Annotated in this window: 19 protein-coding genes; 17 read left to right on the top strand and 2 right to left on the bottom strand. The window is 69.8% G+C overall.

The genetic code is table 11. The features are described 5' to 3' along the window. The first annotated feature begins 124 nt into the window (after positions 1-124). Entirely contained in the window at positions 125-1,390 is a 1,266-nt protein-coding gene (locus ACYVD1_RS16705; protein WP_460773249.1) for a heparan-alpha-glucosaminide N-acetyltransferase domain-containing protein, read from the top strand. A gap of 76 nt (positions 1,391-1,466) precedes the next feature. On the opposite strand, the gene ACYVD1_RS16700 is transcribed toward ACYVD1_RS16705, so the two are convergent. Beyond that, positions 1,467-2,153 (bottom strand): hypothetical protein, encoded by a 687-nt coding sequence (locus ACYVD1_RS16700; RefSeq protein WP_460773245.1) that lies wholly within the window; start codon positions 2,151-2,153, stop codon positions 1,467-1,469. A gap of 371 nt (positions 2,154-2,524) precedes the next feature. Here ACYVD1_RS16700 and deoC point away from each other — a divergent pair, with 371 nt between their 5' ends. The 7 genes from deoC (at position 2,525) to ACYVD1_RS16665 (ending at position 9,727) form a co-directional block, all read left to right on the top strand. Further along, complete coding sequence (gene deoC / locus ACYVD1_RS16695; RefSeq protein ID WP_460773243.1) at positions 2,525-3,472, top strand: deoxyribose-phosphate aldolase; 948 nt, start codon at positions 2,525-2,527, stop codon at positions 3,470-3,472. Positions 3,473-3,476: 4 nt separating this feature from the next. Then, positions 3,477-4,907 carry an aldehyde dehydrogenase family protein gene (locus ACYVD1_RS16690; protein WP_460773240.1) on the top strand — a complete coding sequence of 477 codons (1,431 nt, stop codon included), beginning with the start codon at positions 3,477-3,479 and terminating at the stop codon, positions 4,905-4,907. 25 nt (positions 4,908-4,932) lie between these two features. After that, a complete protein-coding gene (locus ACYVD1_RS16685; protein WP_460773238.1) occupies positions 4,933-5,868 on the top strand; it encodes an aldehyde dehydrogenase family protein in 936 nt (311 codons plus the stop codon). 67 nt (positions 5,869-5,935) lie between these two features. Then, positions 5,936-6,574, top strand: coding sequence for a GNAT family N-acetyltransferase (locus ACYVD1_RS16680; protein WP_460773235.1), 639 nt, complete (start codon positions 5,936-5,938; stop codon positions 6,572-6,574). Next, the gene (locus tag ACYVD1_RS16675; RefSeq protein ID WP_460773232.1) at positions 6,571-7,209 is read left to right on the top strand and encodes a GNAT family N-acetyltransferase; all 639 of its coding nucleotides are present in this window, start codon (positions 6,571-6,573) and stop codon (positions 7,207-7,209) included. Before ACYVD1_RS16680 ends, ACYVD1_RS16675 begins: the two co-directional genes overlap by 4 nt. Continuing rightward, entirely contained in the window at positions 7,206-8,003 is a 798-nt protein-coding gene (locus ACYVD1_RS16670; protein WP_460773229.1) for a purine-nucleoside phosphorylase, read from the top strand. Before ACYVD1_RS16675 ends, ACYVD1_RS16670 begins: the two co-directional genes overlap by 4 nt. A gap of 50 nt (positions 8,004-8,053) precedes the next feature. Continuing rightward, positions 8,054-9,727 (top strand): phospho-sugar mutase, encoded by a 1,674-nt coding sequence (locus ACYVD1_RS16665; RefSeq protein ID WP_460773227.1) that lies wholly within the window; start codon positions 8,054-8,056, stop codon positions 9,725-9,727. Between the two features lie 12 nt (positions 9,728-9,739). Here ACYVD1_RS16665 and ACYVD1_RS16660 read toward each other — a convergent pair whose 3' ends face one another. Next, a complete protein-coding gene (locus ACYVD1_RS16660; RefSeq protein ID WP_460760881.1) occupies positions 9,740-10,243 on the bottom strand; it encodes an Lrp/AsnC family transcriptional regulator in 504 nt (167 codons plus the stop codon). Between the two features lie 706 nt (positions 10,244-10,949). On the opposite strand from ACYVD1_RS16660, the gene ACYVD1_RS16655 reads away from it, so the two are divergent. The 9 genes from ACYVD1_RS16655 to ACYVD1_RS16615 all read left to right on the top strand — a co-directional run bounded on the left by ACYVD1_RS16655 (position 10,950) and on the right by ACYVD1_RS16615 (position 20,751). Then, positions 10,950-11,987 (top strand): thiamine pyrophosphate-dependent dehydrogenase E1 component subunit alpha, encoded by a 1,038-nt coding sequence (locus ACYVD1_RS16655; protein WP_460773225.1) that lies wholly within the window; start codon positions 10,950-10,952, stop codon positions 11,985-11,987. Then, positions 11,984-13,003: an alpha-ketoacid dehydrogenase subunit beta gene (locus tag ACYVD1_RS16650; RefSeq protein WP_460773223.1), complete on the top strand. Its 1,020-nt coding sequence runs from the start codon at positions 11,984-11,986 to the stop codon at positions 13,001-13,003. Before ACYVD1_RS16655 ends, ACYVD1_RS16650 begins: the two co-directional genes overlap by 4 nt. 6 nt (positions 13,004-13,009) lie before the next feature. After that, entirely contained in the window at positions 13,010-13,354 is a 345-nt protein-coding gene (locus ACYVD1_RS16645) for a biotin/lipoyl-containing protein (RefSeq protein ID WP_460773221.1), read from the top strand. A 186-nt stretch (positions 13,355-13,540) separates the two neighbouring features. Further along, on the top strand, positions 13,541-14,272 hold the full coding sequence (locus ACYVD1_RS16640) for an alpha/beta fold hydrolase (protein ID WP_460773219.1): 732 nt from the start codon (positions 13,541-13,543) through the stop codon (positions 14,270-14,272). Between the two features lie 339 nt (positions 14,273-14,611). Continuing rightward, a complete protein-coding gene (locus ACYVD1_RS16635) occupies positions 14,612-15,664 on the top strand; it encodes a BMP family lipoprotein (RefSeq protein ID WP_460773217.1) in 1,053 nt (350 codons plus the stop codon). 200 nt (positions 15,665-15,864) lie between these two features. Beyond that, positions 15,865-17,472 (top strand): ABC transporter ATP-binding protein, encoded by a 1,608-nt coding sequence (locus ACYVD1_RS16630; RefSeq protein ID WP_460773215.1) that lies wholly within the window; start codon positions 15,865-15,867, stop codon positions 17,470-17,472. Next, complete coding sequence (locus ACYVD1_RS16625; protein WP_460773212.1) at positions 17,469-19,055, top strand: ABC transporter permease; 1,587 nt, start codon at positions 17,469-17,471, stop codon at positions 19,053-19,055. The genes ACYVD1_RS16630 and ACYVD1_RS16625 overlap by 4 nt, the downstream gene beginning before the upstream one ends. Next, on the top strand, positions 19,052-20,314 hold the full coding sequence (locus ACYVD1_RS16620) for an ABC transporter permease (protein WP_460773210.1): 1,263 nt from the start codon (positions 19,052-19,054) through the stop codon (positions 20,312-20,314). The genes ACYVD1_RS16625 and ACYVD1_RS16620 overlap by 4 nt, the downstream gene beginning before the upstream one ends. Further along, positions 20,293-20,751, top strand: a complete 459-nt coding sequence (locus ACYVD1_RS16615; protein ID WP_460773208.1) for a cytidine deaminase — start codon at positions 20,293-20,295, stop codon at positions 20,749-20,751. The genes ACYVD1_RS16620 and ACYVD1_RS16615 overlap by 22 nt, the downstream gene beginning before the upstream one ends. Positions 20,752-20,780: the final 29 nt, after the last annotated feature.

The raw sequence follows: 20,780 nt of genomic DNA, 5'->3' as shown, positions 1-20,780 counted from the left end.
GGGCCGGGCCGGGGCGCACGTGCCCCGGCCCGGTCGGCGTTCCTCGGCCTGTGGCCGCCTGTGGACGTCAGGGGTGCGTTAGGGCTTTTGAAGGCCTTGGTGCAGCGGACATAACCTGGCAGACGTGGCACAGAACCAGTCAGACGACACCGGAACGCCTCCCGGCGGAGTAAGCCCGGCCAGGCGCCGTATCGACGGGATCGACGCGGCGCGGGCGCTCGCGGTGTTCGGGATGTTCGCGGTCCACCTCGGGGTCATCTCCTTCGGACTGCTGCCGGAGGAACAGGGCTGGGAGCTCCACAGCCTCGTGCGCGGGAACTCCTCCGCCCTCTTCGCCTTCCTCGCCGGGGTGTCCCTGGCGCTCATGACCGGCCGGACCCAGCCGGTGGAGGGCGACGCCCTGCGCACGGCGGTCGTGCGCATCCTGGCGCGCTCGGTCCTCATCGGGCTGCTCGGCGTCTTCCTGGACCTGTTCGCCGTGCCGGTCGCGATCATCCTCACCTACTACGCCGGGTTCTTCGTCCTGGCACTGCCCCTCCTGCGGGCCAGGGCGGCGGTCCTGTGGACGGCCGCGGGCACGCTAGCCCTGACGGGGCCGGTGGTGTCCTTCCTGCTGCGCGACACCCTGTTCCCCGAGGGAGTCCGGACCGCGGCGCTCACCTCGTTCCGCGAGTTCTTCCTGACCGGCTACTACCCGGCGATCACCTTCATGGCGTTCGTGTTCGCCGGGATGGCGGTCGGCCGGACGGATCTGACCGCCACCGCCGTGCGGATCCGGATGGCGGTCACCGGCGCGGTCCTGACCGTGATCGGATACGTGGGCTCCTGGACGCTGATGCAGCCCTTGGGCGGCCTGGACCGGTTGACCGAGGCCGACAGTACCTTCCTCAACGGCCGTCCGCTGAGTTCCGTCGACGCGGCCACCGCCGAGGAACTGCGCGCCAACACGGTCGAGGCCTCGCACAGCATCAGCGGGCAGGTTCCCACCGACTCCTGGTGGTGGCTGGCGGTGAACACGCCGCACACCGGGACCACCTTCGAGATCTTCGAGGCGGTGGGGCAGGCGCTCATCGTCCTGGTGGTGTGCATGCTGCTCTCCGAGTGGCTGCCGCGTGCGATGTACCCGCTGAACTCCGTGGGCCGGATGCCCCTGACCGTGTACTCCGGCCACATTCTCGTCATCGCGGTGATCGTCGCGCTGCACCCGGAGAACGCCGCCGGCGGTCACTGGTACCTGGAGATGTTCGTCGCGGGGTCACTGGTCTTCGCGGGCCTGTGGCGGTACGCGGTGGGCCGGGGGCCGTTGGAGCTCGGCCTGGGCAGGTTCGCCGACGGGGTGGTCTCCGTGGTGGAGGAGACCCGGGCCGAACGGGGCCGCCGCGGTGGCTGATCGCCCGCCTGGCGCCCCGTGACCCGGGAGTCCGACCCAGTGCCCCGCGGGCCGTCCCGGTTCTCCGCCCGTCGGTTCAGTGCTGCTCGGGCCGTGTGATGTGCGCTGAGGTCCGGTCCTGGTGCGCGAGGGAGTCCGTCGTGGTGCGCGTGTTCTGCCGGATGAGCCTGCGGGCGTCGTCGGCGGCCGACCGCGCCGCCGACGGACTGGCCACCGGACGCTCCGACAGCTCGATGTCCTCGGGCAGGCCGATGTCCATCGGCAGCCCGGCCCGGCTGATCACGCGCAGCTGGGAGGACTCCTGGGACTGGGAGGGCCGGATGTCCCCGTCCGGGGTCTTCCACGCCGCCAGGCGGTGGGCGAACCACCGGGTGCCCCGGTATTCGGGCCCGCTCTCCCAGACCGCGCCGTCCGGGCGCTGGCCCAGGGCGTGCTGGAGGTCGGCCAGGGTCCAACCGGCGGAGAAGAACCGGGCGCTCTCGGCCTTGAGGTAGCGGAAGTCCACCCCGCGCAGGGACGCGTCCTCCCGCCGCAGCAGCTCACAGGCGTCGTGCACGGCGTGCGGGGTGTGCCGCGGGCGGTGCAGAGGATCGGCCTCGGGCTTGCGCAGCAGGCCGTCGTCGATCGTCACGATCACCTCGCCCTGGCGGTTGTCCCAGATCCCCACGTCCTCGCGCGCCCATCCCTGGGACTCCGCCAGGGCTGCCGCCAACCTGCGCAGGTCGACCTGCCTGTCGTCACTGCTGATCCGGAACTCCGCCATGCCACCAGGGTAGTTGTACGACGCGTACGACTCCTACCGCCGACCCGTACGGCTGGGCGGGTCAGGCCAGGGGAGTGGTCCGGTCTAGACCACGGAACGGCCGGACGGCCGAGAGACCGGGGGAGGCCCCGGTGGGAAAGCTCGGTTCTGCGGGGTTTGCGCCCTTTGATTGGATGAAAGGACGACAATCTCGGCGGGCCCCTCTTGGAGTCTTCTCCAACCTTGGTCGGCGCGTGCCCGAGGGGGACTGACGCCGGCCCGGCCCGGGGTTATGGTGACTGCCTGACGGCGGGGAACACCCACCCCGCACCCAGGACACGCCGTTTCCGCTGGCCGCAGCGGACGGCCCCAGTCGAACCGACGAGCTGTAGGTGCCCGTGCCCCACACCGCATTCGCGCCCGAGGCGACGACCAACCACGCGCTCCGGGCCTACCTGCACGGCCTCCCGGGGGTCGACGAGGTCGGCGCCGCTGCCCGCGCCCAAGACCTGTCCACCCGTTCCATCAAGACCACCGCCAAGGCGAACGCCATCGACCTGGCCATCTCCATGGTGGACCTGACCACACTCGAGGGCGCCGACACACCCGGCAAGGTCCGGTCGCTGTGCGCCAAGGCGGCCGGGCCCGACCCCGCCGACCGCACTGTTCCCCGCGTGGGCGCGGTCTGCGTCTACCCGGACATGGTCGCCACCGCCGTCGAGGCGCTGCGCGGCACCGGGGTCGGAGTGGCCTCGGTCGCCACCGCCTTCCCGTCCGGGCGCGCGCCCATGGAGGTCAAACTCGCCGATACCCGGCGCGCGGTGTCCGACGGGGCGAGCGAGATCGACATGGTCATCGACCGGGGCGCGTTCCTGTCCGGTGACTACCGCAGAGTCTTCGACGAGATCGTCGCGGTCAAGGAGGCCTGCGGTGACGCGCACCTGAAGGTCATCCTGGAGACCGGCGAACTCGTCACCTGCGACAACGTGCGCCGCGCCTCCCACCTGGCCATCCAGGCCGGAGGGGACTTCATCAAGACCTCCACGGGCAAGGTGTCCCCGGCCGCCACGCTGCCGGTCACCCTGATCATGCTGGAGGCCGTGCGGGACCACCACGCCGCCACCGGCCGCCACGTGGGCGTCAAACCCGCTGGCGGGATCCGCACCACCAAGGACGCCATCCGCAACCTGGTCCTGGTCAACGAGGTCGCCGGACCCGACTGGCTGACCCCGGACCTGTTCCGTATCGGTGCGTCCAGCCTGCTGAACGACCTGCTCATGCAGCGCACCAGGCTGTCCACCGGCACCTACCCGGGCCCCGACTACTACACGCAGGACTAAAGCCGTGATCTTCGAGTACGCGCCCGCACCGGAGTCCCGCTCCGTCGTCAGCCTGCGCGAGACCTACGACCTGTTCGTCGACGGCGAGTTCGGCCCGGCGGAGGGCGGTGAGTACCTCACCACCCTCAACCCGGCCGACGAGACCAAGCTCGCCCAGGTGGCCGTGGCCGGGGAAGCCGATGTCGACCGCGCCGTCGCCGCCGCCCGCCGCGCCTACGACACCGTGTGGAGCCGCATGAGCGGCGCGGAGCGCGGCAAGTACCTCTTCCGCATCGCCCGGATCATCCAGGAGCGCTCGCGCGAACTGGCCGTCCTGGAGTCGATGGACAACGGCAAGCCCATCAAGGAGACCCGCGACGTCGACCTGCCGCTGGTCGCAGCGCACTTCTTCTACTACGCGGGCTGGGCCGACAAGCTCAACCACGCCGGGCTGGGCCCGGACCCCCGGCCGCTCGGCGTGGCCGCCCAGGTCATCCCGTGGAACTTCCCGATGCTCATGCTCGCGTGGAAGATCGCCCCGGCCCTGGCCACCGGCAACACCGTGGTGCTCAAGCCCGCCGAGACCACCCCGCTCACCGCGCTGGTCTTCGCCGAGATCTGCCAGGAGGCCGACCTGCCCCCGGGAGTGGTCAACATCCTCACCGGCGCGGGCGAGACCGGCCGGGCCCTGGTCGGGCACCCGGCCACCGACAAGGTCGCCTTCACGGGCTCCACCGACGTCGGTCGCCAGATCGCCCGCGCGGTCGCCGGGACCGACAAGCGCGTCACCCTGGAGCTGGGCGGCAAGGGTGCCAACATCGTCTACGACGACGCCGCGCTCGACGAGGCCGTGGAGGGCGTGGTCTCGGGCATCTTCTTCAACCAGGGCCACGTCTGCTGCGCCGGTTCGCGGCTGCTCGTCCAGGAGTCCGTCGCGGACGAGTTCCTGCCCCGCCTCAAGGAGCGGATCTCCAAGCTGCGCCTGGGCGACCCCCTGGACAAGAACACCGACATCGGTGCCATCAACTCCGAGGCACAGCTGGCGCGGGTCCGCGAACTCACCGCCACGGCCGACGAGGAGGGCGTCGAACGCTGGTCGCCCGCATGCGACCTGCCCGAGTCCGGCTACTGGTTCGCGCCCACCGTGCTCACCGGGGTCAGCCAGGCACACCGGGTGGCCCGCGAGGAGATCTTCGGCCCCGTGCTGTCGGTGCTCACCTTCCGCACGCCCGAGGAAGCCGTGGCCAAGGCCAACAACACCCCCTACGGGCTGTCCGCCGGTGTGTGGACCGAGAAGGGCTCCCGCATGCTGTGGACCGCCGAGCGCCTGCGCGCCGGCGTCATCTGGTCCAACACGTTCAACAAGTTCGACCCGACCAGCCCCTTCGGCGGCTACAAGGAGTCGGGATACGGCCGCGAGGGCGGGCGACACGGTTTGGAGGCCTACCTTGGCTGAGCGGCGCGGCAGTAAGAAGAGCACGGTGAGGAAGAACGCCGGGGAGAGCGCGGCCAAGGGCGGCGGGAGCACCCATCCGCCGACCCCCGCCCGCCTGGCGGTCCGCAAGACCTACAAGCTCTACCTGGGCGGTGCCTTCCCCCGTTCGGAGTCGGGCAGGAGTTACCCCGTGACCTCAGCGGACGGAACCCACCTGGCCAACGCCTCGCTGGCCTCCCGCAAGGACGCGCGCGACGCCGTCAGCGCGGCACGCAAGGCCTTCGGCGGCTGGTCCGGGCGGACCGCCTACAACCGCGGCCAGATCCTGTACCGGGTCGCCGAGGTGATGGAGGGGCGGCGCGGGCAGTTCGCCGCCCAGCTCGTCGACGCGCAGGGCCTGTCCCGGGCAGCGGCGGACCGGATCGTGTCGGCCGCTGTCGACCGCTGGGTGTACTACGCGGGCTGGACGGACAAGTTCGCCCAGGTCCTGGGCGGCGCCAACCCGGTCGCGGGACCGTTCTACAACCACTCCGCGCCCGAACCAACCGGCGTGGTGACGGTGTTCGCGCCCCAGAGCGCCCCGCTGCTCGGTCTCACCTCGGTGCTCGCCCCGGTCATCGCCACCGGCAACACCGCCGTGGTGGTCACCTCGGCGAAGGCGCCCCTGGCCGCGATCGACCTCGCGGAGGTGCTCGCCACGTCCGACCTGCCCGGAGGCGTGGTCAACCTGCTCACCGGAAGGGTCGGGGAGATCGGCCCGCACCTGGCCTCACACGCCGACGTGAACGCCCTCGACCTGACCGGAACCGGTCACCTGTCGGCGGAGTTCGAGGTGGCGGCGGCGACCACCCTCACCCGGGTGCTCCGCCCCGGTCCCGGGGCAGACGACGGTGAGGACGCCTGGATCGACACCGACCCCGGAACCTCCCGAATGACGCCCTTCCTGGAGACCAAGACGGTCTGGCACCCGGTCGGGGTGTAAGACTGGCGGCCCGGCCCGTTCCCGCGCCCGGGGACGGGCCGGCCCGACAGCCGAGTGGAGGAAGACGGTGCCAGCGAACACCCCCGAACCGGCCGAGACCCACGTTCCCGAACAGCGGCGCGTGCCCGGTCTGCGCTTGGTCCGCCTGGATCGCACCACCCCCGAGGTGGCCCTGCTGCGCGAGATCCTGCCGCGCCAGCGCGTCGCCCCCGACCAGAAGAGGTTCGTCGACGAGGCGGTGCACACGCTGCCGCGCGCCGACGACGACCCCGAACGCTTCCCGTTCGCGGTCATCCGCAACGACGCCGCCCTGACCGACCGGAGCTCGGCCCTCGAGGCCTGCGTGGGTTTCGGCATCATCGACCGGCGCGTGCCCGTGCTGCGCGACCTGGTCGACGACCCCGAGAACGCCGTCCTGCTACGCGCCTTCTACGTCACCCCCGAACACCAGCGGCAGGGCGTCGGTCGCGCCGCCAGCGCCGCCCCGCTCCTCGACCTGACGGTCGCCGCCATCGCACCCGGCGCCACCAAGATCGTGCTGTGCGTCAACGACGGCAACGATGCCGGTGAGCGCACCTATCGCTCGGCCGGGTTCGTCCCGACCGGACACCTCCACGACGCGGGCGCCAAGGGCTGGCAGCAGGTCATGTCGCGGCCCGTGCAGACCGGGTCCCACCCCGTCCCCCAGCTTCCGGAGAGCCTATGACCCGCTGGCGGGGTTCGAGGAAGAGGGCTGAGGCGGGCTGGGACAGTACACGGGTGCGCCTGCTCCGGTTGGACACGGAGTCCACCGAGACCGCCCTGCTCCGCGAAGTCCTACTCGAACACGACCTGCCCCCGGAGCAGCTGCGGTTCACCGGACTGCCGACCCAGACCCTTCCCGACGCTGACAGCGACCCCGAGCGCTTCCCGTACGCGATCGTGGCGCGGGACGAACCGTTGAACGACCTCAACGCGGCCCGGGACGCCTGCGCCGGGTTCGGGGTCCTTGACCGGGCCGTCCGCACAGGGCTGGTCGACTCGCCGGAACGCTGCGTACTGATGCGCGCCTACTACGTCACGCCACAATGGCAGGGCCGGGGGATCGGCCAGACCTCCTGCTCCGCGCCCCTGCTGGACCGCCTGGCCGCGGCGGTCGCGCCGCTCGCCGACACGATCGTGCTGTGCGTCAACCAGGCCAACCAGCCGGCGCAGCGCGTCTACAAGGCCGCGGGGTTCGATTTCGCCGGGCGCACCGTTCCCGGCAACGCCGGCCCCCAAGACGTGATGTCGCGCCCCCTGGACACCGGGAACCATCCCGCGCCGCACACGCGGCACCGACGAACGGAGAACAAGCAGTGACTCGCACACCCCAGGCCGCCGCAGAGGAAGCCGCGACCGAACTGCGTTCGCGCACCGGCGTGGACAGCTACGATGTGGCCCTGGTGATGGGTTCGGGCTGGGCCCCCGCCGCGGACCTGCTCGGCGACTCCAAGCACGAACTGGCCTCCGCCGACCTGCCCGGCTTCCTGCCCCCTGCGGTGGAGGGACACAGCGGCACCGTCCGCAGCATCGCCGACGGCGACCGGAACGTGCTCGCCTTCCTGGGCCGCACCCACTTGTACGAGGGCCACGGCACCGACGTGGTCGTGCACGGTGTGCGCACCGCCGTCGCCGCGGGTGCCAAGACCGTCGTGCTCACCAACGCGGCGGGCGGCATCAACGCCGACTACGCCGTGGGCTCGCCGGTACTCATCGCCGACCACATCAACATGACAGCGCGGTCGCCGCTCAAGGGCGCGACCTTCGTGGACCTCACCGAGACCTACAGCCCCGAGCTGCGCGCGATCGCCCGCGAGGTCGACCCGGACCTGCACGAAGGCGTCTACGCCGCGATGCCCGGCCCGCACTTCGAGACCCCCGCCGAGATCCGCATGCTCCGGGCCATGGGCGCCGACCTGGTCGGAATGTCCACCGTCCTGGAGGCCATCGCCGCCCGCGAGGCCGGAGCGCAGGTCCTGGGCATGTCCCTGGTCACCAACATCGCCGCCGGACTGCAGGGGGCCAACCTCGACCACGAGGACGTCCTGGCCACCGGACGCGACTCCGCCGCCACCGTGGGCCGCCTGCTCGCCGACATCGTGGCCAAGTTCTAGCGGCCTTCGTCTAGGCCCCTGACCGCCTCCCTTCCAGAGAGAGTTCACCGATGACCGACTCCGCCCTCCTCACCCAGGCCAAGGACTGGCTCGACCAGGACCCCGACCCTGTGACCCGGGGAGAACTGGGTGCCCTGCTGGCCCGGGTCGAGGTCGGTGACGGGGAGGCGCTGGCCGACCTCACCGACCGGTTCGCGGCCGGGCTCGAGTTCGGTACTGCGGGACTGCGCGGTGCGCTGGGCGCGGGGCCCAACCGGATGAACCGGGTCGTGGTCATGCGAGCGGCGGCCGGGATCGGGGCGTGGCTCGGGGAGGGCGGCGCGCACGTGGTGATCGGGTACGACGCCCGGCACCGCTCCGCGGACTTCGCCAGGGACAGCGCCGCCGTCCTCACCGGGGCCGGGCACCGGGTCTCCCTGCTGCCCGGTCCGCTGCCCACCCCCGTCCTGGCGTACACCCTGCGGGACCTGGGTGCGGACGCCGGGATCGTGGTGACCGCCAGCCACAACCCTCCCGAGGACAACGGTTACAAGGTCTACGTCGGCGGCGCCGGGGACGACGCGGGAACCCAGATCGTCTCTCCGGTGGACACCGAGATCTCCGCGGCCATCGACGCCGTGGGCCCCGTGGGCGCGCTGCCGCTGGGCGAGGACTGGACGGTGCTCGGCGACGAGGCGGTGCAGCGGTACCTGGCCGCCGTCACCGCGCTGCCGGTGGACGGCGACCGGGACCTCTCGGTCGTCTACACACCCATGCACGGAGTGGGTGGCGAGGTGCTGCTCGAGGCCGCGGAACGGGCCGGTTTCGACCGACCTGCGGTGGTCGCCGAACAGTTCGACCCCGACCCCGACTTCCCCACGGTGGACTTCCCGAACCCGGAGGAACCCGGGGCGATGGACCTTGCGGTTGCCCTCGGGGAGGCGCACGGGGCCGACCTGGTGGTGGCCAACGACCCCGACGCCGACCGGCTGGCGCTCGCCGTGCCCGGACACGGCCTGCTCAACGGGAACGAGGTGGGCGGCCTGCTCGCCGAGTACGTCCTCGACCACACCTTCGGGGACGACCGGGTCGTCGCCACCTCGATCGTCTCCTCCAGCCTGCTGGGCAAGATCGCCCGGGAGCGGGGCGTGCACTACGAGGAGACCCTGACCGGCTTCAAGTGGCTGGCCCGCGCGGGCGCCACCGCGCAGCGGAGGGTGTTCTCGTATGAGGAGGCCCTGGGTTACTGCGTCGGCGGGGACGGTGGCCGGCCCGTGGCCGACAAGGACGGGATCAGCGCCGCGCTCATGGCCCTGTCCCTGGCCGCCCGGGCCAAACGGGAGGGACGCACCCTGGTCGAACTCCTCGATGACCAGGCGCGGAGGTACGGTCTGCACCTCAGCGACCAGTTGTCGGTGCGGGTGACCGAACTTTCGGAGATCTCCGCGGCGATGCGGCGGTTGCGCGCCGAACCGCCCGCCGCGTTCGGCCCCCTGAAGGTGTCGGGGGCCGTCGATTTCGCCGGTGGGTACGGGGGTTTGCCACCGACCGACGCGTTGCGTTTCGAGTTGGCGGGCGGTGCGTGGGGGCGGGTGACGCTGCGCCCTTCGGGTACCGAGCCCAAGCTGAAGGCCTACGCCGAGGTGGTGTCGAGGGTTGACGGCGACATCGCGGCCATCCGCGCGCGGGGATCGAGACTGCTGTCCGAGCTGATGGCTTCGGTCGCCGAGGTGGTCAGTGAGTGATCCCGGGGGTGGTCACTCGCTCTTCTCGGACCGTTCCGAGGGCTCAACGACGGGGCGGTGTACGACCTCGTCGATGACGGTGAGCGTCTGGGTGGACGTCACACCGGGGAGCGACTGAAGCCGGGACAGGATCAGGTCGCGTAGCTGGTTGGTGTTGGCGACGCGGACCAAGAGGACGATGTCCGCCGATCCCACCACGTACCAGCAGTACTCGATCTCCGGGTAGGACGACAGGATCTCCCGGTTGGCCCGCCAGTCGGGTTGGCTGCCCGAGATGAGTACGAGCGCGGTGACGCCGAGCCCCATCTTGGAATGGTCGGTCACCACGGAGTAGCCGCGGATGACCCCCTCGTCAGTGAGTCGCTTGATCCGGTTGTAGGCCGTGGCCCGGGAGACATTGGCCAGTGCGGCGATCTCCGTGATGCCGGTCCGAGCGTCCTTGGCGAGCGCGCTCAGGATGGTCTGGTCGGTCGTGTCCGGCCGCCGGCCGTTCCTACGCTGTTCGCCCATGGCCATGTGCGTGCTCCTCGTGTGCTCTTGTCACAGTGCTCAGCCCTTCGCTGTCGTCATCGACAGGGAGCTAAGGAAGTACCAGGTAAACGTTGTTTTCGTCCATTGGAATCTCAGTCGGCGAGATGCGGTGCGCGTGCCCGTAGGCGTGGGGCGTCTTGGTAATCGGGGGATTGCGCGCACTGACCTCTCGTACGAACCGACCCACGGTACGTGTGCCGGGGACGTACGACTGTACTCATGGTTGACGCGGGTGATGAGCGGTGGGTTTCCCTGACTGGCCAGTAACTACACCGAACTGTCCAGAACCAGCCAGAAATTCTCGCCTGATCCCCCATTTCGGCCATATTTGTCGTATCCGCAGAGGTATACAACGACTCTGTGGCTGGGTCCGCCCCGCCCTGGATGCGACTCCGCGTAGCCGGCATGGCACGTAAGGGCGGGGGTCGCGCCTGTCTGTTCGCGGCTCCGGATGCCTGGGGGTGATGGCGATTCGTGATGTTTGGCGCTGTGTGTCGTTTTCCCTCGCGGGGGATGGCTGATCCTAGACTCTTGCGAACGAATAAGCCTATTTTATTCGCAGATGTATCGACTATCTGGGCTTATCTAGCGAAACTGTCCAGTAGTCCGGAGAATCTAGGTAGGACCTTGACCATCTCCGAGCCCGCGCCGCGCCACCATGCGCGCAGGGCCACGTTGGGAGCCGCTCGACATGCCAGCCCAAGAGTCGACGGGCCAGGGCACCATCACCGTGGAGCATCTGCGACCCGAACTCACCCGCGGGCTCTACCGCGACATGCGCACCGCGCGTGGCCTGGACACCGAAGCCATCGCCCTCCAGCGCCAAGGCGTCTTCCCCGCCTACGTCTCCGTCCGGGGCCAAGAGGCCGCGCAGGTCGGCAGCGCCGCCGCGCTCGACCCCACCCGGGACTTCGTCTTCCCCACCTACCGCGAGATGGCCTCCGCCCTCGCCTACGGCGTCGAGATGGTCGGCTACATGGCCACCCACCGTGCACTGTGGCACGGCGGACTCTACGACGTCATGGGTTCCCGCTTCGGAGCCATCAACGCGGTGGTCGGCGGTCCAGTACCCCACGCCGTGGGGTGGGCGGTCGGAGAGAGCCTACGCGGCGACAGCGGCGTTGCCCTGGCCTACTTCGGCGACGGGGCCAGCTCTGAAGGCGACATCCACGAGGCCATGAACTTCGCGGGGGTCTTCACGGCCCCCGTCATCTTCTTCTGCCAGAACAACCAGTGGGCCCTGTCCGTGCCCAACGAGCGCCAGGTCGCCGGCGGTTCCATCGCCGCGCGGGCCGAGGGGTACGGCATGACCGGCGTCCTCGTCGACGGCAACGACGTGGGAGCCGTCCACACCGCCACCGCCAAGGCCGCCGAACGCGCCCGCGAGGGCGGCGGCCCCACGGTCATCGAGGCGCTGACCTACCGCATCGAACCCCACTCCACCTCGGACGACACCGGCCGCTACCGAGACGAGGCCGACGCCGACCGCTGGCGCCGACGCGACCCGCTGGACCTGCTGCGCGCCGCGATGCTCCGAGCCGGGCACGCAGACGAGGAGTACTTCGCCACCGTCGACGCCGAGGCGGCCAAGCGCGCCGAGGAGATCCGGGACGGTGTCGCGGGCGCCCCCGAACCCGACGGATCCGAGCTGTTCACCCACGTCTTCCGGGAGACCACCGAGGAGCTGGCCCGGCAGCGCCGTACCTGGCAGGAAGAGGTCGAGCTGTGACCGAGTTGATCGAACGCACCGACACCTCCACCGAACCCCAGACGGTGGAGATGTCCATGCAACAGGCGCTCAACCGGGCCCTGCGCGTCCTGCTCGCCGAGGACCCCGAGGTCCTGCTCTTCGGTGAGGACGTCGGTGCCCTGGGCGGCGTCTTCCGGGTCACCGACGGTCTGCGGAAGGAGTTCGGCGACCAGCGGGTCTTCGACACCCCGTTGGCCGAGTCCGCCATCATGGGTATGGCGGTCGGCCTCGCCATGAACGGCTGGCGGCCCGTCCCCGAGCTCCAGTTCGACGGCTTCGCTTACCCGGCCGTCGACCAGATCGTCAACCAGGTGGCGCGCATGAACTACCGCACCCGCGGCGCCGCCCCCATGCCGATCACCCTGCGTCTGCCCTCCTTCGGCGGCATCCAGGCCCCCGAACACCACGGGGAGAGTCTCGAAGCGCTCTTCGCCCATACCCCCGGACTGAAGGTCGTCGCGCCCTCCGACCCCGGGGAGGCCTACAGCCTGCTGCTGCAGTCCGTGCGCTCCGACGACCCGGTCGTCTTCATGGAGCCCAAGGCCCGCTACTGGGATCGCAGGCCGGTCCAGCTGAGCGAGCCCACTGACCCCATCGGCACCAGCCGCGTGGTCCGTCCCGGCCGCCATGGCACCCTCGTCGCTTGGGGTGCCATGGTGCACAGGTGCCTCCAGGTGGCCGAACTGGCCGCCGAGGACGGGGTCGAGCTCGAGGTCCTGGACCTGCGCTGGCTCAAGCCCATCGACGCCTCGGGGCTGGCCGCTTCCGTGGGCCGGACCAAGCGTGCCGTGGTCGTCCACGAGGCGCCGCTCACCGCTGGTCTCGGCGCAGAGGTGGCCACACTCATCACCGACCACTGCTTCCGTGAGCTGGCCGCCCCGGTCCAGCGCGTCACGGGATTCGACGTCCCCTACCCGGCGGGACCGCTGGAGCCCCAGTACCTGCCGACGATCGACCGCATCCTGCTCGCGGTCCAGCGAACCCTGGAGTACTGACCGGACATGGCAGAAGAGAACACTACTTTCACCCTCCCCGACCTGGGAGAAGGGCTGGTCGAGGCGACCGTCCTGGAATGGCAGGTCGCCGTGGGCGACGAGATCGACCGCAACGATCCGCTGGTGGAGGTGGAGACCACCAAGTCGGCCGTGGTGATCCCCTCACCCAAGGCCGGTCGTGTGATCGAACTGCACGCCGAGGAGGAGCAGGTCGTTCCGGTGGGCTCGCCCCTGGTGACCTTCGCCGTGGAGGTCGGGGAAAGCGCACCCCAGGCCGGGATCGTCGGAAAGGTGCCCACCGAGGACGCCAAGCCGGCCCGCCGGGTGCGTCTGAAGCCCCCGAGCGACTAGTCAGCCGACCAACCGGCCGACCAGTCAGGCAACCATTCAGCCAATGGTCCCATGTCTGTCGGAGGACCGTTCGGATGTCGGCACAAACGGGAGGCCCCTTCACGGCTTCCCGTATATAGAATCATCTGAATGGACCTCCGTTCTCTCCCATCAAATCCCGGACCCCGCAATAGGACGGAAGGATTCATGACCGCGAATCGCACCGGAGGCGTGACAATGCGCTATGTGGATTTGCCTCCGCAGGAGCCGAAGAGTGCCGTCCCGGTGCTTCTGTTGCACGGTTTCGGGACCAACTTCGGCATGAATTGGCGGGACACCGGCTGGCCCCGCGTGCTCGGCGCCGCGGGCCGCCGATTGATCGGCCCGGACCTGCGCGGCCACGGGGCCAGTGACAAACCCACCGAAAGCCGTCTCTACCTGCCCGGACACTTCGTCGCGGACATCCTGTCCGTGCTCGACGAGCTGGGGGTCGAGAGGGTCGACGCGGTCGGATACTCCATGGGTGCCCGCTTGGCTTGGGAGCTCGCTCTCGTCGTCCCGGAACGGGTGCGCCGCCTGGTCCTGGGCGGGTTCGGTCCGGGTGACGTCCTCGCCGGACTGGACGCGGAGCGGCCGGGGGCCGGAGACAGCTCCTTTGACCAGGTCTACCAAGCGGTGGCCGGGATCCCCGGCAACGACAAGGAGGCCCTCGCCGCCTGTGTCCGGGGCCAGGCCTCCCGGCCCTTCCAAGAGACTCCGCGCCCAGAGGGTATGCCCGTGCTGTTCGTCTGCGGTGCCAGGGACACCGTCGCCGAAGGGGCGGCCGATCTGGCCGAACGCTGCGGCGGTTCGCACGTGGAGATCCCCGGCCGCGACCACCTCAACGCGGTCTCCTCCCGGGTCTTCAAACAGGCCGTCGTGGACTTCCTCGACGGCTAGAGGCCGGACACCACAGTGGGTTAGGCCGGTCTAGACCGGGTGGGCCCGACGTGGGGTTGTCACCACCGGTGAAGGTCACGGTACTACCGGTCGCATCACCGGGTTTTTCGGGAAGAACGGGAGGTCAAAAACAGCGAATAGGGCCCTGGTCGCCACGGCCCGGTGTGCTGTTGGTAACTTCCAGGTAAGGCACCGTGTCACTCTGCTCTCGCCTTCATAACAACTCCGTCCGTTGGTTAGGTGTACTTTCGGCCAGCGGATATCGTCCGGCAGCAGAACTCAGGTCGGTTCCGCGCGGAATGCGGGCCCGCTGAGAGGGCGAAGGGGAGAGTTACTGAAGTGAAGCGCAGCAACACAGCCAAGTTCGCCGCGGTCGCCGCGGCGGGCGTGCTGGTACTCACCGCGTGCGACGACGCGGCAGACAACGGCGACAACGGTGGCGGCGGCGCCGAGGAAGCCTCCGACATCAGCGTGGGTCTGGCCTACGACGTCGGCGGGCGCGGCGACCGCTCGTTCAACGACTCCGCCTACCGGGGCCTGGAGCGGGCGGCCGACGAACTCGGCGTGGAGACCCAGGACTTCGAACCCACCGACGGCGAGCCCGAGTCCGCCAAGGAAGAGCGCCTGGCGACCATGGCCGAGGAGGGCTTCGACCTCATCCTCGGTGTCGGCTACGCCTACGCCGAACCCGTACAGGCCGTCGCGGATGACTACCCGGACGTCCACTTCGCGATCGTGGACTCCGAGATCGAGGACTTCGACAACGTCACCAGCCTGGTCTTCGCGGAGGAAGAGGCCTCCTTCCTGGCGGGTGCGGCCGCGGCGCTGAGCACAGAGGAAGACCACGTCGGCTTCGTCGGCGGTGTCGAGGTTCCGCTGATCCTCAAGTTCCAGGCCGGCTTCGAAGCCGGGGTGGAGCACATCGACTCCGCCATCGACGTCGAGGTCGACTACCTGAGCCAGCCGCCGGACGACAGCGGCTTCGGTGACCCGGCCCGAGGCCGCGAGGTCGCCCAGGCCCAGCACGACCGCGGCGCGGACGTCATCTACCACGCTGCGGGCGCCTCGGGTAACGGCATCCTCGAGGCCGCCGTCGAAAACGACTTCACCTTCATCGGTGTCGACAGCGACCAGTACGAGAACGCCGATGAGGAGCAGCAGCCGCACGTGCTCACCTCCGCCATCAAGCAGGTGGACGTATCGGTGTTCGAGCTCGTCGGCGACGTCGTCGAGGGCACTCAGGAGGGCGGCCTCCAGCGCTTCGACCTCTCCGACGGCGGTGTCGACTACACCACCACCAACGAAGAGGCGATCGCCCCGCTCGAGGAGGAGCTCGAGGAGCTCAAAGCGCAGATCGTAGACGGTGAGATCGAGGTTCCGACTCAGCCGTAGCGGGCACGGAGCACCACAGCACCGGAGCGGGCACCGGGCCCGCTCCGGGTCTATCAAGAAACGGGGCCGGAGGGCACCGGGGAGAGGACACCCCCGGGAGCTTCGGCCCTGACCCGGTAGCCGCACCGCGACGAAGGTGTCCGGCCGTGGCCGTCCCAGGCCCGCCCGCGCCCCGCCGCACCTTCCCAACGAGGAGTCTGATGAGCAGCACGCCATCGGGCGGCGGGTCGAACGAACCCCCCGCCGTTGAGCTGCGCGGGATCACCAAGCGTTTTCCCGGCGTCGTGGCCAACCACGACATCGATATCACCGTGGCTCCCGGCACCGTGCACGCCATCGTCGGCGAGAACGGTGCGGGCAAGTCCACGCTGATGAAGACCCTGTACGGCATGCACCGGCCGGACGAGGGCCACATCTACGTCCGGGGCGTGGAGGTACGCCTCAACTCGCCGTCCGACGCCATCAAGCACGGCATCGGCATGGTGCACCAGCACTTCATGCTGGCCGACAACCTCACGGTCCTGGAGAACGTGGTCCTGGGCGCCGAACGCCGCTTCGGTATCGGCAACCGGGCCCGGGCCCGTATCCGCGAACTGTCCGGCCAGTACGGGCTGGGTGTCGACCCCGACCGCCTCATGGAGGATCTCGGTGTCGGCGACCGCCAGCGCGTGGAGATCCTCAAGGTCCTCTACCGCGGCGCGGACACCATCATCCTGGACGAGCCCACCGCCGTCCTCGTCCCGCAGGAGGTCGACGAACTCTTCGACAACCTGCGCGAACTCAAGCGCGAGGGCCTGACGGTCATCTTCATCTCGCACAAGCTCGACGAAGTCCTGTCGGTCGCCGACGAGATCACCGTCATCCGGCGCGGCACCACCGTCGCCACGGCCGACCCGCGCACCACCACCGCGCGGGATCTGGCCACCTTGATGGTCGGCGGCGAGCTGCCCGTCCCGGAGCTGCGCGAGTCCACCGTCACCGACCACGTGGTCCTGTCCCTGGACGGGGTCACCGTGGCCTCCACCGAGGGGCGCCCCGTGGTGGACGGCGTCAGCGTGGACATCCGCCGGGGCGAGATCGTCGGTATCGCCGGGGTCGAGGGCAACGGCCAGTCCGAGCTGATCGAGTCGGTCATGGGTATGCGCCAGCTCGCCTCGGGACGCATCACCCTGGAGGGTGAGGACATCACCTCCTGGTCGACCCTGCGGATCCGCGAGGCCGGGGTCGGTTACATCCCCGAGGACCGGCACCGCCACGGCGTGCTGCTGGAGTCCCCGCTGTGGGAGAACCGCATCCTCGGCCACCAGAGCAAGGCGCCCAGCGTCCGAGGGCCCTGGATCAACCGTCCGGGGGCCCGCACCGACTCCGAGCGCATCGTCGAAGAGTACGACGTGCGCACCCCCAACATCGACGTCATCGCCGACGCACTGTCCGGTGGTAACCAGCAGAAGTTCATCATCGGCCGTGAGATGAGCGGCAGCCCGCGCTTCCTCGTGGCCGCGCACCCCACACGGGGTGTGGACGTGGGCGCGCAGTCCGCGATCTGGGAGCAGCTGCGCGAGGCCCGGGCCGCCGGTCTGGCGGTCCTGCTGGTCTCCGCTGACCTCGACGAGCTCATCGGCATGTCCGACACGCTGCACGTGATCCTGCGGGGCAGCCTGGTGGCGGAGGCCGATCCGGCCACCGTCACCCCGGAGCAGCTGGGTTCGGCAATGACCGGTGCCGGGCTGGGCGGTGACACGGACAACGCAAGTGAGAGCGGTGCCGAGAAGGTCACCGACCGAGACGAGAACGAGGGCGGCGCATGAGTATCCTCCCCCGCCCCAACACGACCCTGTCGGGCCCCACAGCCTGCCTGATCGCGGTCGTCCTGGGCACCGGCGTCACTGTGGCGCTCGATCTGGCGCTGCTGTGGTGGGTGGCGCTCATCATCGGTGTCGTCGTGGCCTTCGCCTTCGTGGCCTGGTCCGCGTCCCTGGTCCCCGAAGAGAGGCGGGCCGGGGCCGACGGCACCAAGGAGGAGGGCACCGCCCTCCACAACACCCTGGTCGTCCCCACCGCACTGGTGCTGTCCGTGGTCGGCGGCCTGATCACCGCCTGGCTGCTCGACCTCCAGCTGCTCGAGTGGGTGGCGGCCCTGATCGGCGCGGCCGCGGGTTCCGCTCTGGCGTTCCTGCTCTTCCACCGCCTGGCGGCGATGCTGGCACTGTCGTTCGCGGCGGTCGCCACCGCCGGTGTCATCGCCATCGGTGTCACCGCGGCGGTCCTGCACTTCAGCGGTATCCCGCCGCTGGCCACCTTCGACCGCATGGTCGAGTACGGCACCCGGCCCAACAGCCTGGTGCAGATCATCAACGACAGCATCACGTACTACCTGGCCGCAGTGGCGGTGGCGATCGGCTTCAAGATGAAGCTGTTCAACATCGGCGTCGACGGCCAGTACCGGCTCGCGGCACTGATGGCCGCGACGGTCGGCGGCTACGTCATGCTGCCGCCGGTGATCAGCCAGATCCTCGTCATCGCCACCGCCATCGCCGTCGGCGGTCTGTGGGCGGGCATCGCCGGCTACCTCAAGGTGGCCCGCGGCGTCTCCGAGGTGATCTCGACGATCATGCTCAACTCGATCGCCACAGGTATCACCGCCTACCTGCTGACCGAGGGCCGCCTCGCGGTCGAGATCAGCACCAACAACATCGGCACCCCGCCGATCCCCGAGTCCGGCTGGGTCCCCGGCATCCCGGCGACCTTCCTCGGTTCGGAGCAGGAGATCTACGGTCTGGTGCTCCTGGCCGTCGCGGTCGGCATCGGCTACTGGGTCATGCTCAACCGCACCCGCTTCGGCTTCGAGCTGCGGGCCACCGGCCAGTCGCAGACCGCGGCCGAGGCCAGCGGCGTGAACGTCAAGAAGATGGTCTTCCTGTCCATGCTCTTCTCGGGCATGGTCGCCGGTCTGGTGGGCCTGCCCCAGCTGCTCGGCAGTTCGCACTACTACGCGCTCGACTTCCCGGTGGGTCTCGGGTTCATCGGTATCGCCATCGCACTGCTGGGCCGCAACCACCCGGTGGGCATCGTCTTCGCCTCGCTGTTCTGGGCCTTCCTGAACCAGGCGGCCGGCATCCTGCCCTTCGACGGCATCCCTGAGGAGATCGCGGTCATCGCGCAGGCCACCATCGTCCTCACGGTCGTCGTGGTCTACGAGATCGTGCACCGCTGGGGCCGTCGTTACCAGCAGCAGCAGATCGGCAGTCAGCTCGGTACGACAACAGAGTCCACCCCGGAGCCCGAGGCCGTGTCGCACGGCAGCGGCCCGGACCAGGCTTCCGCCGAGGGCGGCGAGGGTGACGACGGCACCCCCGGCACCGACGGCAAGCGCGGCGGGGAGGCACAGTGAGCCAGGAACTCAACGTGATGGAACCGGTGGAGAAGACTCCGCTGCGCCCCAAGGGCTGGGCGCGCTGGCGCGTGCTCACCCTGCTGATGGCGGTGTTCGTGTCCCTGGCGGGCCTGCGGGTCATCACCGGCCAGGACATGCTCACCGACGCGGGCACGGTCCGCACCACGCTGATCTTCGCGGTCCCGATCGGTCTGGCCGCCCTGGGCGGTCTGTGGGCCGAGCGCGCGGGCATCATCAACATCGGCCTCGAAGGCATGATGATCTTCGGGACCTGGTTCGGCGCCTACTTCGCGTGGAGCACCGACAACCCGTGGATCGGCCTGTTGGCCGGAACCCTGGGCGGCATGGTCGGCGGCCTCATGCACGCCGTGGCCACGGTGACCTTCGCCGTGGACCACATCGTGTCCGGTGTGGCGATCAACATCCTTGCCTTGGGCGCGATGCGCTACTTGTCGATCCTCGTGTACGAGGACGTGCAGGGTGCGGGCGCCGCGCAGTCGCCGACGGCCCCGTCGTTCCCGGTCATCCAAGTCCCCTGGCTGCCCGATGCCTTGTCACCCGTAGCGGAAAGCGGGATCTTCCTGGTCAGCGACTTCGCCGCGCTGATCATCGGTCTGACCACGCGCATGTCGGCACTGACGCTCATCGCGATCCTGATGATCCCGCTGACCTATCTGGTGCTGTGGCGGACCACCTTCGGCCTGCGCCTGCGCTCGGTCGGTGAGAACCCCAACGCGGCCGAGTCGCTCGGCGTGCCGGTGTACACGTTCAAGTACATCGCCGTGGTCATCTCCGGCGGACTCGCCGGTATGGGCGGCGTGTTCCTCGCTATCGTCGCGTCGCAGATCTACCAGGAGGGGCAGACCGGCGGCCGCGGCTACATCGGCCTGGCCGCGATGATCTTCGGTAACTGGCGGCCCGGCGGGCTGGCGATGGGTGCCGGCCTGTTCGGCTACACCGACGCCCTCCAGGTGCGCGGCGGTGGCGCGGCCATCCACGCCCTGCTGCTGCTCCTGGCCGTGGTCCTGCTGGTGGTGGCCGTGTGGCAGGTCCGCAAGGACCGCAAGGGCATCGCGATCGCCGGCGCGCTCACCGGGATCCTGCTGCTGGTCTGGTACTTCAGCACCGATTCGCTGCCGCGCGAGCTGGCCACCTACAGCCCGCACATCGCCACGCTGCTCGTCCTGTCATTGGCCTCCCAACGCCTGCGGCCACCGGCGGCCATCGGCAAGCAGTGGCGGGCGAGCCGATCATGAGCGCGCCCGACGTGAACCGGCCCGACCCGGACAGGGTGGACGCTGCCGGAACAGACGTGGACTGGGCGGCCCTTCGGGAGGCCGCCCGGGAGGCCATGGTCCACGCGTACGCGCCCTACTCGAACTACCCGGTGGGTGCGGCCGCACTGGTCGACGACGGCCGGACCGTCAGCGGCTGCAACGTGGAGAACGCCTCGTACGGTGTGGGCCTGTGTGCGGAGTGCGGGCTGGTCAGCGCTCTGCACACCTCCGGGGGCGGGCGCCTGGTCGCGTTCAGCTGCGTGGACGGCCGGGGCCAGACCCTGATGCCGTGCGGCCGCTGCCGCCAGCTGCTGTACGAGCACGGCGGGCCGGACCTGCTGGTGGACACTCCCGAGGGGATCCTCCCTATGGAACGCGTTCTGCCGCAGGCCTTCGGACCGCACAACCTCACCTGACGAGCGAAGCACCATCGGGCGTCTCCCCG

The sequence above is a fragment of the Nocardiopsis nanhaiensis genome (genome assembly GCF_054778635.1).
This window is presented reverse-complemented; position numbering and strand designations above follow the sequence as displayed.

What these genes read in the sequence shown, in the direction of transcription:
- ACYVD1_RS16665 (WP_460773227.1), top strand. Translation starts at nt 8,054, where the DNA reads ATGACCGACTCCGCCCTCCTCACCCAGGCCAAGGACTGGCTCGACCAG.
- ACYVD1_RS16675 (WP_460773232.1), top strand. Translation starts at nt 6,571, where the DNA reads ATGACCCGCTGGCGGGGTTCGAGGAAGAGGGCTGAGGCGGGCTGGGAC.
- ACYVD1_RS16625 (WP_460773212.1), top strand. Translation starts at nt 17,469, where the DNA reads ATGAGTATCCTCCCCCGCCCCAACACGACCCTGTCGGGCCCCACAGCC.
- ACYVD1_RS16655 (WP_460773225.1), top strand. Translation starts at nt 10,950, where the DNA reads ATGCCAGCCCAAGAGTCGACGGGCCAGGGCACCATCACCGTGGAGCAT.
- ACYVD1_RS16660 (WP_460760881.1), bottom strand. Translation starts at nt 10,243, where the DNA reads ATGGCCATGGGCGAACAGCGTAGGAACGGCCGGCGGCCGGACACGACC.
- ACYVD1_RS16640 (WP_460773219.1), top strand. Translation starts at nt 13,541, where the DNA reads ATGACCGCGAATCGCACCGGAGGCGTGACAATGCGCTATGTGGATTTG.
- ACYVD1_RS16630 (WP_460773215.1), top strand. Translation starts at nt 15,865, where the DNA reads ATGAGCAGCACGCCATCGGGCGGCGGGTCGAACGAACCCCCCGCCGTT.
- ACYVD1_RS16700 (WP_460773245.1), bottom strand. Translation starts at nt 2,153, where the DNA reads ATGGCGGAGTTCCGGATCAGCAGTGACGACAGGCAGGTCGACCTGCGC.
- ACYVD1_RS16645 (WP_460773221.1), top strand. Translation starts at nt 13,010, where the DNA reads ATGGCAGAAGAGAACACTACTTTCACCCTCCCCGACCTGGGAGAAGGG.